A 14,532-nucleotide genomic window follows, 5' to 3' on the forward strand; every position below is an offset into this window, starting at 1 on the left:
GTATTGTATGAAAAAGAGAGTTATTCTATATAAGTGTTTTATAGATAATGTGTAATCAGTCGTCAAAACATGAAGAATGTTGACTCCTGGTTTTTTATTTTGCTGTAACAATGTTTCAGGAGGATGTCATGAAAAGAAGTACCGAGTTTCTAAAAAGTTTAGATGTAAAATTAATATTAATTTTGTTAGCATTATGTGTTACGAGTATAGCCGCTATATATAGCAGTCAGCAAACTGGCCAATATGGAGAGGCAAACTTTGCGATGAAACAGGGTTTGAACTACATAATTGGAGTTGTATTGTTATTGCTTGTTGCAAGCATTGACTTAGATCAATTACAAAAATTGTCTTGGCCACTTTATATCGTTGGATTTGGTTCACTTATTCTTTTGAAAATACTACCGGTTTCCACTTTCACACCTGAAAAATTAGGTGCAAAAAGATGGTTTGTATTTCCGTTAGTTGGACAAATTCAACCATCTGAGTTTTTCAAAATTTCATTGCTTCTCGTAGTAGCAAGTATAGCAGTGAAACATAATGCACAGTATATGGCAAGGACATTCCAAACGGATTTACAATTAGTAGGTAAAATTGTGTTAGTATCCCTTCCGCCTATGGCTGTTGTATATAGCCAACCGGATACAGGGATGGTGTTCTTATATGCTGCTGCTATTGCATGTATTTTATTTATGTCAGGTATTCAGAAGAAATTGATAGCGTTATGTACAGTTATTCCGGTGACCGTATTATCTACGTTAATATTTATTTACGTAAGGTATGAGGATTTCTTCTTTAATAAGTTAGTTACGTTACTAAAACCTCACCAACAATCACGTATTGTAGGTTGGTTAAATCCATTTGAAAATGCAGATCAAGGTTATCAAACACAGCAATCGATTTTAGCTGTAGGTAGTGGCGGTATGGAAGGGAAAGGATTTGGCGAAGGGAACGTCTATATCCCTGAGAAGCATACTGACTTTATTTTTGCTACAATTGCCGAAGAAGGTGGATTTATCGTAGCCGCGTTAGTTGTATTTTTGTTCCTATTACTACTATATCGAACAATTATTATCGGTTATTCTGCTGATAATTTATTCGGTACATTATTATGTGCTGGATCCATCGGAATATTAACGGTTCAAATATTCCAAAACATCGGTATGATCGTTGGATTAATGCCTGTAAAAGGGATTGCATTACCGTTCTTATCGTATGGGGGAAGTTCCTTGTTCTCGAATATGATTATGATGGGTCTCATATTATCGGTACGGAAAACGTATAAAAAGTATATGTTTTCTGTTAAGTAAAAAAGCTGGTTCGTTTAAATACGAACCAGCTTTTTTACATATATGCTCTTAAACGTTGCAAACTAAAACAAAGTAGCAGTTTGAGACGGGTAAGGAGTGCAAAGTGATGCATATGCATATTTTTGAAGGGGCACGGCATCTTTCCAATAGTGAATGGGTTATTCGGGCCTATTATAGCATACATATTTTTAATATTAGTTGCGAAAGCGATGGGGCAAAGATCCATCGCGCAACTTCGTTTTTTAGATGTCGTATTAGTATTATTGCTTGTTGGAAATATTTCTAACGCATTATCTGATGAAAAAGTAGGATTACTCGGATCAATGAGTACAACGTTCATACTCGTTGTACTTCACATTATAAGCTCAGTCTTAATGTTGAAATGGGATAGATGGAGACGCTTTTTAGAACCAGCACCTATTATTCTTATACATAATGGTTCCATTGATTTTAGCAATTTGAAAAAAGCGAGAATTACGGTGGAATATTTATTTTCGGAACTTCGTATGCGAAATGTGAGTAATATTCAAAAGATTAAATTAGCATTATGGGAAGCGAACGGTGTCGTTTCTATATTTCAGTATCCAGAATATGAAGCAGTTTCGCGGCTTGATCTGAAAGTGGCGGGAAAAAAATCTCCAGTTTCATTTGTATTAGTAAAGGATGGGAGCATTCAGAAAGATGTTCTTGCTTTAGTAGGGAAAACAGAAGAATGGGCGAGAGAATTTCTAGAGAAAAACGCAGAAGTTGAATCCATTATGTTAGCTACAGTAGATGAAGCACATAAAATAAATATTTTGTTAAAAAAATGAAAAATATACGCATTTTGTCGTTTCATACATATGATACAATAGTGTGGACAACGAAAAAGGAGGCGATACGATGGGATATGTAGAAGAATTACGAAAAATAGTTGGTCATCGCCCTTTAATTTTAGTTGGTGCTGTTGTACTCGTTATAAATGAAAATGGGGATGTTTTATTACAGCAAAGAACAGAGCCTTACGGAAAATGGGGATTGCCTGGCGGATTAATGGAGCTTGGCGAATCACCAGAAGAAACAGCTTGCCGTGAAGTATATGAAGAGACAGGAATAGAAGTGAAGAACTTGCGATTAATTAATGTATTTTCTGGAGCGAATTATTTTACAAAATTAGCAAACGGTGATGAATTTCAATCTGTAACGACCGCTTATTATACGGATGAATACGATGGAGATTTTGTTATGAATAAAGAAGAAGCGGTTCAGCTTACATTCTTCCCACTAACAGAACTACCTGACTATATTGTAGGATCGCATAAAAAAATGATTACTGAATATATGAAAATTATGGAAAAAATATAATATAATGAAAGAGATACAAAAACACAGTTCTGGTCGGTAGTCCAGACACATGATTTCATGTCAGTAACCTTCCCCTCCGGGATGTCCAGTATTTCTAATTTTTTAAAGGAGGGGCTGTCAATGGATTTGACAGTATATCACGATGGTCAATTTTTCGTAGGAATTATTACGCATAAAGAAAAAGGAAAATTGTATGGAGCAAGGTATATTTTTGGAATGGAACCTTCAGATGAAGAAGTACTTATATTTGTGAATGGTCCAATGTTAGCATATTTCCAGCATGTTGCAAAATGCGGTGTGGAAGTGGAAGAAAAACAGCGTCCAAAAAATATAAAACGTATCATACGACAAGCGGCAAAAGAAGTAAATGTAAAGCGTTTTACTAAGGCACAAGAAGCGATTAGTTTATCTTATGAATTGTATAAACAAGAAAAGAAAGTGCAGTCTAAAGAGAAGCGAGAAGCTGAAGAACAAAGAAGACGTTTAATTAAAGTACAAAAAGCAAAGCAAAAGCATCGTGGCCATTAAAAAAAAGGTGTTAGAGCAAGGGCTCTAACACCTTTTCTATGCCTAAATACAAGTAAACTTACTTGTATTTCATAAACATTAACTGGTAAGATACAAATAGATAGTTTTAGAGGAGGGAAAAGATTGATTAATTTTAACTTTTTTATGAATGATGTTGTCCGCCAAGCGCGTGAAGAGATTGTCTCTGCTGGATATACAGAATTGACGACGCCGGAAGCAGTAGAAGAAGCGTTTAAAAGAAATGGAACAACACTTGTAATGATAAACTCTGTATGTGGTTGTGCAGGTGGTATTGCTCGTCCTGCTGCTGCGCATTCCGTACATTATGATAAACGTCCTAACCATCTTGTAACGGTGTTTGCAGGTCAAGATAAAGAAGCGACAGCAACAGCTCGTGAATATTTCGAAGGATATCCACCTTCTTCTCCATCATTCGCTTTATTAAAAGATGGAAAAATTGTAACGATGGTAGAACGTCATGAAATTGAAGGTCATGAACCAATGCAAGTTATTGCAAAACTACAATCTTATTTCGAAGAGAATTGTGAAGAACTATAAATATAAGCGAAAAGGCGGTACGTCCACAATGAAGTGGATGTACCGCCTTTTTTTATTTAGTATTAAAATTTATGGGACATGCATAGTTTTGTTTTTTTATGCAATGTTTTATACATACATAACGGTGTTTTTATTGATATTATATTTATTTTTATTTTATATATTGCATAAAAATTAAAGTGCTGATACAATACAAACATCGAATAAATATTCTATTAAACTTTTAAATATACATTATTAGGGGGAAGAAAGATGAAGAAGTTATTATCAATATCGTTTGCACTTATTTTAATTGTAAGTATGTTCAGTGCTTGTAGTAATGGGGAAGAAAAGGCTACTGGAAAAAATAAGAAAGTACTGGTTATGGGGACTTCAGCAGATTATAAACCATATGAATACGTAGAAGCTTCAAAAAGTGATGAAATTATCGGTTTTGATGTTGATGTTGCTAAATATATCGGAAAAGAACTTGGTTATGAAGTGAAAGTGAAAGATATGGATTTTGGTGGTTTATTAGCATCCCTTAGCTCAGGAAAAGTTGATTTCGTAATGGCAGGTATGACGCCAACGGCAGAGCGTAAAAATAATGTTGACTTCACAGATATATATTTTGTTGCGAAAAACATGGTCGTTTCTAAAAAGGATTCTAATATTCAATCTGTAGAGGATTTAAAAGGGAAAAAAGTAGGGGTACAAACAGGATCTATCCAAGAAGAGAAAGCAGCAGAATTTAAAAAACAAGTAGATTTCAAAGTTGAGGGACGTGACCGTATACCAGAAATCGTACAAGAAATTAAAGCTGGTCGTTTTGACGCTGCAATTATAGAAGACACAGTTGCTAAAAATTATTTAGAAAAAATGAAAGAATTACAAGGAATTGAAATTAAAGAAGCACCAGAAGAAGTAGGAGCAGCAATTGCCCTTCCGAAAAACAGTGATAAAACAGCAGAATTTAATAAAGTAATTAAAAAAATGCAAGAAAATGGAGAAATGGATAAATTAGTGAAGAAATGGTTTGGCAGCGAAAAATAAGCTGCCTTTCACTTTTCTGTGAGGGGAATGAAAAGAATGAACTTAGATTTTTCGGCGATTACGCCTTCGATACCATATATACTAAAAGGCCTAGAAGTTACTTTAAAAATTGTAGCAGTATCAGCGTTAGTTGGGTTTATTTTAGGAACGTTATTAGCGCTTTGCAAAATTGCTAGAATACGAGCATTAAATATAGCGGCAGATTTTTATACATCAATTTTCCGTGGTACACCACTTGTATTGCAATTAATGATTATTTATTTCGGTGTCCCGCAAATAATTGGTTATGAAATACCAGCATTCGTAGCAGCTGTATTAGCATTTAGCTTAAATTCAGGTGCATATATGTCAGAGGTAATTCGTGCCGGCATTCAAGCGGTTGATAAAGGACAAACAGAAGCAGCGATGGCTTTAGGAATTCCTTACGGGAAAATGATGCGAAATATCATTTTCCCTCAAGCATTAAAAAATATATTACCAGCGCTTGTGAACGAGTTTGCGACACTTACGAAAGAATCGGCTGTAGTAACAGTAATAGGAGCGACCGATTTAATGCGCCGTGCTTACATTGTAGGCGGTGAGACGTTTAAATATCTTGAACCATTACTTTTTGTTGGACTCATTTATTATATGCTAGTCATTATTCTTACATTAGTCGGGAAGGCAATTGAAGGGAGAATGAAGAAAAGTGATTAAAATTGAAAACCTTCATAAATCATTTGGAAAAAACGAAGTATTAAAAGGGATTACAACAACGATTGAAAAAGGGGAAGTAGTAGCAATTATTGGACCGTCTGGATCAGGGAAATCAACATTTTTACGTTGTATGAATGTGCTAGAAGCACCGACAAATGGTCACATTTGGATTGGAACGGAAGAAGTAACGAATCCGAAAACGAATATTATGCACGTTCGTGAAAATGTCGGAATGGTATTTCAGCATTTTCACCTATTTCCTCATATGACTGTATTAGAAAATATTACGTATGCTCCTATCAATGTAAAAGGAGTAACGAAACAAGAAGCTGACAAGAAAGCCGAGAAACTTTTAGAAAAGGTCGGTTTATTAGATAAAAAAGATACGTATCCCAATCGTCTTTCGGGAGGACAAAAGCAACGTGTAGCAATTGCGAGAGCGTTAGCGATGGAACCAGAAGTGATGTTATTTGATGAACCAACATCAGCACTAGATCCAGAGATGGTAAAAGAAGTGTTAGAAGTTATGAAATCATTAGTTACGACAGGAATGACAATGGTGATTGTTACACATGAAATGGGATTTGCAAAAGAAGTAGCAGATCGTGTTCTCTTTTTAGATGGTGGAAAGCTTGTAGAAGATAGCGCGCCAACAGAATTTTTTGTAGCACCGAAAAGTGAACGTGCGCAACAATTTTTACAAAAAATATTGTAATATGTAAAGGTTGCGTGAATAATAAGTAGAAAAGGATGACATTGTGTCATCCTTTTTTTATACTAACTGTAAATACGTTTATACATATAGGAGCAGTGCTATGTTCAAAATTGGATACCGTACAGTAAAAACAGCAATAGGGACAGGCGCAGCCGTTTTTATTGCGCAGTTATTAGGATTAGAATTTTATAGTTCAGCGGGCATTTTAGTTATATTATGTGTACAAAATACGAAACGTAAATCACTTCAAGTATCGCTACATCGTTTTTTTGCTTGTGTATTATCAATGGTATTCGCGTTTTGTATTTTTGAAACAATTGGATATACACCACTTGCAATTAGTATATTATTACTTACATTTATTCCGACTGCAGTTATGCTCAAAATTCAAGAAGGTATTGTCACGAGTTCAGTTATTGTGATGCATCTATATTCATTGAAACAAATTACATGGCTTATTATTGGGAATGAAATTGCGATATTAACGATAGGAATTAGCGTGGCTTTATTAGTGAATATGTATATGCCAAGTAGTGAAAATAAGCTAAAAGAGTATCAGGATACAATAGAAAGTAACTTTAAAACAATTTTGTTTGAAATGGTCGTGTATTTACGAAACAGAGAAAGTAGCTGGAGCGGGGCAGAACTTATTGAAACTGAAAATATGCTAAATGAAGCAAGGGATTTATCGTTTAAGAAACTTGAGAATGCATTTATGCGAGAAGATGGCTATTACTATCGTTATTTTAATATGCGCATGCAACAATTCGAAATTTTAGAACGGATGATACCATTAGCAGCTTCTTTATCATGGACATATGAACAAGCTGATATGATTGCGGATGTGGTTGAAAACATTGGAAATGCTATTAGCCCTGAGAGTACTGGGGTTATTTCCTTAAGACAGCTTCAAGAAATGAGAGAATTATTTAGAGACATGCCCTTGCCCGTTACACGTGAAGAATTTGAGATACGTGCGAAGCTTGTTCAACTTGTGTATGAAATGGAACAATATTTACTCATTAAAAGCCGTTTTAAGGGAAAGGATAATATAAAAGAACTTATATAGAAGGTAGGAATTATTATGCCGTATCTTCTCTCTTTCATATTATGTCTTTCTTTATCGCCTATTTGGCCTCTTGGTGATAATCCACGTGCCGGAGATCCTTTTATTATTGTAAATAAAGCGACGAATAAACTAGCTTATATTGACGATGGAAAGATCCAAAAGGTTTTTCCAGTAGCGACAGGGAAAACAAATGAATTAACTCCAGAGGGAACTTTTGATGTTGTAATGAAAGCGAAGGATCCGTATTATATTGCGAAGGATATTCCAGGTGGGTCACCGAAAAATCCACTTGGGTCAAGGTGGATTGGATTTAATGCAAGAGGAACTGATGGAAGTAAATATGGAATACATGGAACAAACCAACCTAGTTCAATTGGAAAGTATATTTCACAAGGATGTATAAGAATGAAGAAAAACGATGTGGAGTATTTATTTGATCGCATTCCAATTGGAACGAAAGTATGGATTGTGAAGTCGAAAAAATCATTTCAGCAATTGGCAAAACAAAAAGGGGCCATTGCATATGAAAAAGCCAACAAAGTGAACTGCACCCCAATTGTTAGACACAGTCTAACAATTGGAGGTGCAGTTTTTCTATTGTAATAAGTTGTCTTGACATGTGTACATAACCATGAGTTAATGAGAGTATAGAAAGATAAAGTGAAACTTTAATCAGTGGGATGTTTTTTACCCGCGGATTATCAGCCCTCACCGATCAGGATAAAAAATTAGATAAAGGGGTTGCTCATATGTACTTGAATCCAAAAATTTCGTATATGCAATTTTTTATGGGATTTCTATTTGTTATTACATTCATATTGGCAACTTTTAATATATGTTCTTATCTTGTAGCAATTGTATGTATGGCATTACTCAATCTTACTTTTGTTATTGGAGCATTTCAGCAGAAACAATATACAAGTTTTATAACAGCACTTGTAATGTCATTCTCCTTTAGTATTGTAGCGATTGTGCTTTATATAAAATAAACCATCTCGATATCGAGATGGTTTATTTTATTATGTTATGTGTAAAAAGTAAAAAAAGGACGAACACATCGTCCTTTTTACCAAAACATACTTGCGCCAGCAAGTAATGTTGTTACAAGCATAGAAATTAGCATTACATAAATCATAACTTTTTGAGCTTTTTTATGCATCGTTAAGCCTCCTTGCAAATCAGTACAATATTATTGTAACGAGAAATGATATTGTGGACAAGGGGAGAGAAGTGACAAAATTCGAGAAGTGCATGTAAAGTATAACAGGAAATTTGTATGTATGTAGAGAATATATAATTAATGATAGAGTATAAGTTTTTTGTTATGCAAGCTGAAGAATGGAGATACGATGATGAAAATATATGAAACAAATCGTTTACATTTAAGGGAAATTGATGAGTCGTATGCTGAAAAAGTTCTTCAATATTACGACAGAAATCGTGAATTTTTAAAAGCTTGGGAAGAGTATAGACCGGATGATTTTTTTACGTTAGATTATCAGAAGAAAAAGTTACAAAAGGATAGAAAAGAGTTTGCAGAAGGTAAAATCATCAGGCTTTGGATTTTTAAAAAGGGTGATGATACGAAAATAATTGGATGTATATCATTTAATTTAATTGTTCGCGGAATTTATCAATCTTGTGTACTCGGCTATAAATTAGATAAGGCAGAGTTAAACAAAGGTTATACGACAGAAGCGCTTAGAAAAGCGATTCAAGTTGCTTTTGAGGAATTTCAGTTACATCGTATAGAAGCACCGATTATGCCACGAAATTTAGCATCTATACAAGTAGTGACGAAGATAGGCTTTCAATATGAGGGCGTGTCTAGGAAAATGTTAATGGTTAATGGAGTATGGGAAGATCATATGCGCTGGGTATTGTTAAATGAGTAATAGAAAGCAGATGGTTATCTAGACATATAAACCGTCTGTTTTTTGTCTTGTATTTCGAAACTTTTGCGAAATTCTGTTATAATTAATAGTGTTACATACATAATGGTAGTGCAGGAGGCGCAGTCTTATGATTAATCAAGAACGTTTAGTAAATGAATTTATGGAATTAGTACAAGTAGATTCTGAAACGAAATTTGAAGCAGAAATTTGTAAAGTATTAACAAAGAAGTTTACAGATTTAGGTGTAGAAGTATTTGAAGATGACACAATGGCTGTTACTGGGCATGGTGCAGGTAATTTAATTTGTACTTTACCAGCAACAAAAGATGGTGTTGATACAATTTACTTTACTTCTCATATGGATACAGTAGTTCCTGGTAATGGAATTAAGCCTTCTATTAAAGATGGATATATCGTATCAGATGGTACTACGATTTTAGGTGCGGATGATAAAGCTGGATTAGCATCAATGTTCGAAGCAATTCGTGTTTTAAAAGAGAAAAACATCCCTCATGGTAAAATTGAATTTATTATTACAGTTGGAGAAGAATCTGGTCTTGTTGGTGCAAAAGCATTAGATCGTGAGCGCATTACAGCGAAATACGGTTACGCATTAGATAGCGATGGAAAAGTTGGTGAAATCGTTGTTGCAGCTCCAACACAAGCGAAAGTGAATGCAATTATTCGTGGGAAAACAGCTCATGCTGGTGTAGCACCAGAAAAAGGTGTATCTGCAATTACTATCGCAGCGAAAGCAATTGCGAAGATGCCACTTGGTCGTATTGATTCTGAAACAACTGCAAATATTGGACGTTTTGAAGGTGGTACACAAACAAATATCGTTTGCGATCATGTACAAATCTTTGCAGAAGCGCGTTCTTTAATCAATGAAAAAATGGAAGCACAAGTTGCGAAAATGAAAGAAGCATTTGAAACAACTGCAAAAGAAATGGGTGGTCATGCAGACGTTGAAGTAAACGTTATGTACCCAGGATTTAAATTTGCTGAGGGCGATCACGTTGTAGAAGTTGCAAAACGTGCAGCTGAAAACATTGGTCGTACACCTTCTCTTCACCAAAGTGGTGGCGGAAGTGATGCAAACGTAATTGCAGGACACGGTATTCCAACAGTTAACTTAGCGGTTGGTTATGAAGAAATTCATACAACAAACGAAAAGATTCCTGTTGAAGAATTAGCGAAAACAGCAGAATTAGTTATAGCAATTATTGAAGAAGTAGCGAAGTAATGTAATAGAAAAAGCGTGTAAATCACAATTGATTTACACGCTTTTTATTTTGATTCGATTGCTTTTACAAGGCGGATCAGCCAATACAAGAAAATCCATGGCAATATATAAGTTGTTGCTATATGTACTAGACGAGGGAAGAATCCAAATGTATTAAAGTTGAAAATAGGAAGCAGTAAATAATTAATAGCTATGATTAATATAATCACAAGGAACGTATAGTTGAGTTTATTAGTTGATTTCATCATCATCACCCCTTTTTGTAATTTGATACATTTTATGTAAATTGTATCAAATGTATGAAAGGAAAAGAACAAGTAATTATTATAACTATTATGCAAAATTTGATATAATGAAAGAACGAACGTTCTGATTAGGGAGTGAGTACTATGCGAGAAATGTATCCGAAAAATGGTCGTGTTATTTTGCATGTAGATATGAATTGTTTTTTCGCATCTGTTGAAATTGCTCATGACCCATCATTACAAGGGAAGCCGTTAGCAGTTGCTGGAAATGAAAAAGAAAGAAAAGGAATTATTATAACATGTAGTTATGAGGCAAGAGACTATGGAATACGTACAACGATGCCTCTTTGGGAAGCAAAAAGGTTATGCCCGCAATTAGTTGTAATGCGTCCTAATTTTACATTATATCGTGAAGCTTCATTTCAAATGTTTCAAATTCTTTCACGTTTTACGGAAAAAATACAACCAGTCTCTATAGATGAGGGGTATTTAGATATTACAGATTGCTACGCACTCGGTTCACCTCTTGAAATAGCAAAGATGATTCAGCAGGCGTTATTAACAGAGTTACAGCTTCCGTGTAGCATCGGAATTGCTCCTAACCTTTTCTTAGCAAAAACAGCTTCTGATATGAAAAAGCCTCTCGGTATTACCGTGCTTCGAAAACGAGATATTCCAGAAATGATTTGGCCACTTCCAGTTGAAGCAATGCATGGAATTGGAGAAAAAACAGCTGAAAAATTAAATGATATTCATATACAAACAATTGAGCAGTTAGCAAAAGGAAACGAACATATCATTCGCGCTAAAATTGGAAAGCATGGCGTTGATTTGCAAAGGCGGGCAAAAGGTATGGATGATAGGGAAGTTGACCCGAGTCAAATGGGACAACATAAAAGTGTCGGTAATTCGATGACTTTTTCAAAGGATATGGATGAAGAGAAAGAATTACTTGATATGTTAGAACGGCTATCAAAATCAGTGAGTAAAAGATTACAAAAGCGAACTCTTGTCAGCTATAATATTCAAATTATGATTAAATATCATGATAGGCGGACAGTAACACGGAGTAAGCAATTGAAAAATGCGATTTGGAAAGAACGAGATATTTTTCAGGCAGCATCTCGTTTATGGAAGCAACATTGGGACGGTGATTCCGTTCGTTTACTAGGTGTTACAGCCACTGAAATAGAGTGGAAGACAGAATCGGTGAAACAATTAGATTTGTTTTCATTTGAAGAAGATGTGAAAGAAGAGCCGCTACTTGCTGTCATCGATCAAATTAATGATAAGTATGGAATGCCGATTTTACAACGAGGTAGTCAATTATTACGTAAGCAAGAAAAGTCTTTTCAACAAAAATTAGAAAATAAGTTTATGTAGAAGGTGTCATGAAGCTGTAAATATCATGACACCTTTTATTTTTACAATTAACTATGAAATTTTTTACTATAAAGTTTTTATAGAAAATAAATTGTTTCTTTTGCACTACAAGCAAAAGAATTATTTAATAAATCAAGTGAAAGGATAAATTTAGATGAGTTTGATCAAAGTATGTATACAAATTTTTTGACGGAATATGATGATTTGCTAAATAAGTATAAATAAAAAAGCACTGTAACCAGTGCTTTTTTATTTATAGATTATGAGATTGTAGCATTTTCAAAAATAACAATTTCTGAACTGTTTGTTGTTGAAACGCGTTGTGCGTAATATGTTAAAGCTGAAGAAATATATGTTGGTAATGAATCATTTGTATGTGTTGTTGTATATTCATGGATTAATTCTTTCAAAGTCGTCCATTCTAATTGTGCTGGGTGATCAGAAACGAAAGAACTTACCCAGCGATCAAATGAAGATGAAAAATCAGTTTGTAAACGAAATGCTTCTTTCATAATAAAACGCTCCCTTAAAATGTAGTATAATCATTTTAACATAAAACACGAACGATTACTAAGTTTTTTGAGTATAACGTTCGTGATATATAGTTGTCTAGATGATCGGTTATGTAAATTCGATTTGCCATTTGAAATAACATTCCGTAAGATGAAAGGTAGATTATATAAAGAGCTGGAGGAAAGAAAGTGGAATTTGTATTTTTAGGAACTGGTGCAGGTGTTCCTTCGAAAGGAAGGAACGTTTCGGCAATTGCTTTGCAATTGTTAGAAGAACGAGGACAGACTTGGTTATTTGATTGTGGCGAGGCGACGCAACATCAAATATTACATACATCAGTACGCCCACGCCGCATTGAAAAAATATTTATTACGCATTTACATGGTGATCATATTTTTGGCTTGCCTGGTTTATTAGGAAGCCGTTCATTTCAAGGAGGGACTACACCTTTAACAGTGTATGGACCAAAAGGAATTAAACAATTTATTGAAGTGGCATTATCAGTAAGTACGACACATGTAAAATACCCACTTGAAATTGTGGAGATAATAGAAGAAGGTACTGTATTTGAAGATAATGAATTTCACGTGGAAACGAAAAGATTGTCACATGGTATTGAATGTTTTGGGTATCGTATTGTAGAGAAAGATATACAAGGTGCTCTTTTAGTCGATAAATTACTGGAGATGGGTGTGAAACCTGGCCCGCTCTTTAAACGCTTAAAAGATGGAGAAGTAGTTGAATTAGAAAATGGTACGATACTAAATGGAAAAGACTTTATTGGTCCACCTCAAAAGGGAAGAATTATTACCATTTTAGGTGATACAAGATATTGTGAAGCGAGTAGAGAGCTGGCACAAGACGCTGACGTACTTGTTCATGAAGCCACTTTTGCAGCAGAGGATGAACAACAAGCATATGATTATTTTCATTCTACATCTAAGCAAGCTGCGAGTATTGCACTTCAGGCAAATGCAAAACGATTAATATTGACTCATATTAGTTCTCGTTATCAAGGAGATACATATAAGGAATTATGGAAAGAGGCAAGAGAGCTATTTTCTAATACAGAAATAGCTACGGATTTGAAATTATTTCCAGTAGATAGATAATAATGGTGTGAAAAAATGGTGACGAAAGGTTGCCATTTTTTTATTTCTAAAAAAAATTTAAAATAAAACTGTTATCATTTTATGTTTATATTGGATGAAACAGAAAGTTTTAATGATGTGAAGAAATAGGATAAAAATACATAGTACCGATTGTTTAGAGAAACTGTTATATAAGTCAGACGACATACGAGTGGTACAAATAGCAAAAACGGATCTTTATTCAGAACTTTTAAAATTTATTAAAAGTAAGCGTTTTATTAAAAACAAGCTATAATGAGGGCAGATTATAATTTATTGTAGGCTACATGCGTTTTAGCCATTTGTCGTAACAAGTGGAGTTGACTAAATCGTGAGAGGGAAACATGAGAATTATAAATAAGAAGGATATTACTATTATTTGTACTAAGTCTTTTTTCATTTTTTAGCTTTAAAGCACTAAAAGGTATGAAAGTAATGGGAGTTTCACTTGTTTATCCGACATTAACGGGCAGTAAAACTCCCACCTCAAAATTCGGCTGGGGCAAAGAAGTTAGGTGGGAGATCAACTGCCCGTAAACGTCCGATTGGTTCAACTAATAATCAGTGGGGGATGAACAAAACCCCCACTGATTATAGGTTCACTTTATGCTATGCTTGTAAGGGGTTCTGTGTTAAACTTTGGATTGCTACAAGACTTTATTGTGGATTAGCTTATATGATTAGTAAATGAAGGTAATGCTAAGTTTCTTATTTATTATGATAATTGGTATTATTTCAGGATATATTGTTTCACTGTTATTCAAAAACTATCCAATTCGTATAGCGGAACAAATTCGTCGTACAACTGGAAAAGCAACCGATTCGGTAGCTTAATAGAATAGTAAAAAATTTTTGCACAGAGGTTTAGGGG

Annotated in this window: 18 protein-coding genes and 2 pseudogenes; 17 read left to right on the forward strand and 3 right to left on the reverse strand. The window is 34.5% G+C overall.

Annotated elements, in window-relative coordinates; genetic code table 11:
• Positions 1-128 precede the first annotated feature (128 nt).
• From QCI46_RS06530 to QCI46_RS06580, 11 genes and pseudogenes are all read left to right on the forward strand, one after another.
• Positions 129-1,307, forward strand: coding sequence for an FtsW/RodA/SpoVE family cell cycle protein (locus QCI46_RS06530; RefSeq protein WP_087981842.1), 1,179 nt, complete (start codon positions 129-131; stop codon positions 1,305-1,307).
• 106 nt (positions 1,308-1,413) lie between these two features.
• Positions 1,414-2,119 (forward strand): annotated as a pseudogene (locus tag QCI46_RS06535) (DUF421 domain-containing protein).
• A gap of 70 nt (positions 2,120-2,189) precedes the next feature.
• A complete protein-coding gene (locus QCI46_RS06540; RefSeq protein ID WP_353839825.1) occupies positions 2,190-2,651 on the forward strand; it encodes an NUDIX hydrolase in 462 nt (153 codons plus the stop codon).
• Positions 2,652-2,771: 120 nt separating this feature from the next.
• A complete protein-coding gene (locus tag QCI46_RS06545; protein WP_353839826.1) occupies positions 2,772-3,179 on the forward strand; it encodes a YjdF family protein in 408 nt (135 codons plus the stop codon).
• A 144-nt stretch (positions 3,180-3,323) separates the two neighbouring features.
• Positions 3,324-3,737, forward strand: a complete 414-nt coding sequence (locus QCI46_RS06550; protein ID WP_162862814.1) for a BrxA/BrxB family bacilliredoxin — start codon at positions 3,324-3,326, stop codon at positions 3,735-3,737.
• 252 nt (positions 3,738-3,989) lie between these two features.
• The gene (locus tag QCI46_RS06555; protein ID WP_000735475.1) at positions 3,990-4,769 is read left to right on the forward strand and encodes a transporter substrate-binding domain-containing protein; all 780 of its coding nucleotides are present in this window, start codon (positions 3,990-3,992) and stop codon (positions 4,767-4,769) included.
• A gap of 36 nt (positions 4,770-4,805) precedes the next feature.
• Positions 4,806-5,465 carry an amino acid ABC transporter permease gene (locus tag QCI46_RS06560; RefSeq protein WP_001046922.1) on the forward strand — a complete coding sequence of 220 codons (660 nt, stop codon included), beginning with the start codon at positions 4,806-4,808 and terminating at the stop codon, positions 5,463-5,465.
• Positions 5,458-6,180: an amino acid ABC transporter ATP-binding protein gene (locus QCI46_RS06565; RefSeq protein ID WP_087985156.1), complete on the forward strand. Its 723-nt coding sequence runs from the start codon at positions 5,458-5,460 to the stop codon at positions 6,178-6,180. Before QCI46_RS06560 ends, QCI46_RS06565 begins: the two co-directional genes overlap by 8 nt.
• Before the next feature lie 100 nt (positions 6,181-6,280).
• Positions 6,281-7,249: an aromatic acid exporter family protein gene (locus tag QCI46_RS06570; RefSeq protein ID WP_353839827.1), complete on the forward strand. Its 969-nt coding sequence runs from the start codon at positions 6,281-6,283 to the stop codon at positions 7,247-7,249.
• 15 nt (positions 7,250-7,264) lie between these two features.
• Entirely contained in the window at positions 7,265-7,852 is a 588-nt protein-coding gene (locus QCI46_RS06575; RefSeq protein WP_353839828.1) for a L,D-transpeptidase, read from the forward strand.
• A 146-nt stretch (positions 7,853-7,998) separates the two neighbouring features.
• Positions 7,999-8,238: a DUF3894 domain-containing protein gene (locus QCI46_RS06580; RefSeq protein ID WP_000281162.1), complete on the forward strand. Its 240-nt coding sequence runs from the start codon at positions 7,999-8,001 to the stop codon at positions 8,236-8,238.
• 77 nt (positions 8,239-8,315) lie between these two features.
• Here the strand turns inward: QCI46_RS06580 and prli42 are convergent, their stop codons facing one another.
• Positions 8,316-8,408 carry a stressosome-associated protein Prli42 gene (gene prli42 / locus QCI46_RS06585; RefSeq protein ID WP_000549038.1) on the reverse strand — a complete coding sequence of 31 codons (93 nt, stop codon included), beginning with the start codon at positions 8,406-8,408 and terminating at the stop codon, positions 8,316-8,318.
• A gap of 190 nt (positions 8,409-8,598) precedes the next feature.
• On the opposite strand from prli42, the gene QCI46_RS06590 reads away from it, so the two are divergent.
• The gene (locus QCI46_RS06590) at positions 8,599-9,144 is read left to right on the forward strand and encodes a GNAT family N-acetyltransferase (protein ID WP_002008488.1); all 546 of its coding nucleotides are present in this window, start codon (positions 8,599-8,601) and stop codon (positions 9,142-9,144) included.
• Positions 9,145-9,271: 127 nt separating this feature from the next.
• Entirely contained in the window at positions 9,272-10,390 is a 1,119-nt protein-coding gene (locus QCI46_RS06595; RefSeq protein WP_048546358.1) for a tripeptidase T, read from the forward strand.
• Positions 10,391-10,434: 44 nt separating this feature from the next.
• Here QCI46_RS06595 and QCI46_RS06600 read toward each other — a convergent pair whose 3' ends face one another.
• Positions 10,435-10,635, reverse strand: a complete 201-nt coding sequence (locus tag QCI46_RS06600; protein WP_046956380.1) for a hypothetical protein — start codon at positions 10,633-10,635, stop codon at positions 10,435-10,437.
• A 144-nt stretch (positions 10,636-10,779) separates the two neighbouring features.
• On the opposite strand from QCI46_RS06600, the gene QCI46_RS06605 reads away from it, so the two are divergent.
• Together QCI46_RS06605 and QCI46_RS06610 are read left to right on the forward strand one after the other, a co-directional pair.
• Positions 10,780-12,018, forward strand: coding sequence for a DNA polymerase IV (locus QCI46_RS06605; protein WP_353839829.1), 1,239 nt, complete (start codon positions 10,780-10,782; stop codon positions 12,016-12,018).
• A gap of 90 nt (positions 12,019-12,108) precedes the next feature.
• A pseudogene (locus QCI46_RS06610) lies at positions 12,109-12,243 on the forward strand (DNA polymerase IV); the annotation flags it as partial.
• 35 nt (positions 12,244-12,278) lie between these two features.
• On the opposite strand, the gene QCI46_RS06615 reads toward QCI46_RS06610, so the two are convergent.
• Positions 12,279-12,530 (reverse strand): DUF3932 family protein, encoded by a 252-nt coding sequence (locus QCI46_RS06615; RefSeq protein WP_000656495.1) that lies wholly within the window; start codon positions 12,528-12,530, stop codon positions 12,279-12,281.
• Between the two features lie 189 nt (positions 12,531-12,719).
• On the opposite strand from QCI46_RS06615, the gene rnz reads away from it, so the two are divergent.
• Together rnz and QCI46_RS06625 are read left to right on the forward strand one after the other, a co-directional pair.
• Positions 12,720-13,643: a ribonuclease Z gene (gene rnz, locus QCI46_RS06620; RefSeq protein WP_353839830.1), complete on the forward strand. Its 924-nt coding sequence runs from the start codon at positions 12,720-12,722 to the stop codon at positions 13,641-13,643.
• Between the two features lie 705 nt (positions 13,644-14,348).
• On the forward strand, positions 14,349-14,495 hold the full coding sequence (locus QCI46_RS06625) for a hypothetical protein (protein WP_179194447.1): 147 nt from the start codon (positions 14,349-14,351) through the stop codon (positions 14,493-14,495).
• Positions 14,496-14,532 lie beyond the last annotated feature (37 nt).

The organism is Bacillus cereus group sp. RP32, assembly GCF_040459735.1.
Taxonomy (GTDB): domain Bacteria; phylum Bacillota; class Bacilli; order Bacillales; family Bacillaceae_G; genus Bacillus_A; species Bacillus_A wiedmannii.

Coding starts and splice junctions, on each gene's coding strand:
- QCI46_RS06540 (WP_353839825.1), top strand. CDS start 2,190: ATGGGATATGTAGAAGAATTACGAAAAATAGTTGGTCATCGCCCTTTA.
- QCI46_RS06605 (WP_353839829.1), top strand. CDS start 10,780: ATGCGAGAAATGTATCCGAAAAATGGTCGTGTTATTTTGCATGTAGAT.
- QCI46_RS06580 (WP_000281162.1), top strand. CDS start 7,999: ATGTACTTGAATCCAAAAATTTCGTATATGCAATTTTTTATGGGATTT.
- QCI46_RS06590 (WP_002008488.1), top strand. CDS start 8,599: ATGATGAAAATATATGAAACAAATCGTTTACATTTAAGGGAAATTGAT.
- prli42 (WP_000549038.1), bottom strand. CDS start 8,408: ATGCATAAAAAAGCTCAAAAAGTTATGATTTATGTAATGCTAATTTCT.
- QCI46_RS06550 (WP_162862814.1), top strand. CDS start 3,324: ATGAATGATGTTGTCCGCCAAGCGCGTGAAGAGATTGTCTCTGCTGGA.
- QCI46_RS06570 (WP_353839827.1), top strand. CDS start 6,281: ATGTTCAAAATTGGATACCGTACAGTAAAAACAGCAATAGGGACAGGC.
- QCI46_RS06600 (WP_046956380.1), bottom strand. CDS start 10,635: ATGAAATCAACTAATAAACTCAACTATACGTTCCTTGTGATTATATTA.
- QCI46_RS06545 (WP_353839826.1), top strand. CDS start 2,772: ATGGATTTGACAGTATATCACGATGGTCAATTTTTCGTAGGAATTATT.
- QCI46_RS06555 (WP_000735475.1), top strand. CDS start 3,990: ATGAAGAAGTTATTATCAATATCGTTTGCACTTATTTTAATTGTAAGT.
- QCI46_RS06575 (WP_353839828.1), top strand. CDS start 7,265: ATGCCGTATCTTCTCTCTTTCATATTATGTCTTTCTTTATCGCCTATT.
- QCI46_RS06530 (WP_087981842.1), top strand. CDS start 129: ATGAAAAGAAGTACCGAGTTTCTAAAAAGTTTAGATGTAAAATTAATA.
- QCI46_RS06615 (WP_000656495.1), bottom strand. CDS start 12,530: ATGAAAGAAGCATTTCGTTTACAAACTGATTTTTCATCTTCATTTGAT.
- QCI46_RS06595 (WP_048546358.1), top strand. CDS start 9,272: ATGATTAATCAAGAACGTTTAGTAAATGAATTTATGGAATTAGTACAA.
- QCI46_RS06560 (WP_001046922.1), top strand. CDS start 4,806: ATGAACTTAGATTTTTCGGCGATTACGCCTTCGATACCATATATACTA.
- QCI46_RS06625 (WP_179194447.1), top strand. CDS start 14,349: ATGAAGGTAATGCTAAGTTTCTTATTTATTATGATAATTGGTATTATT.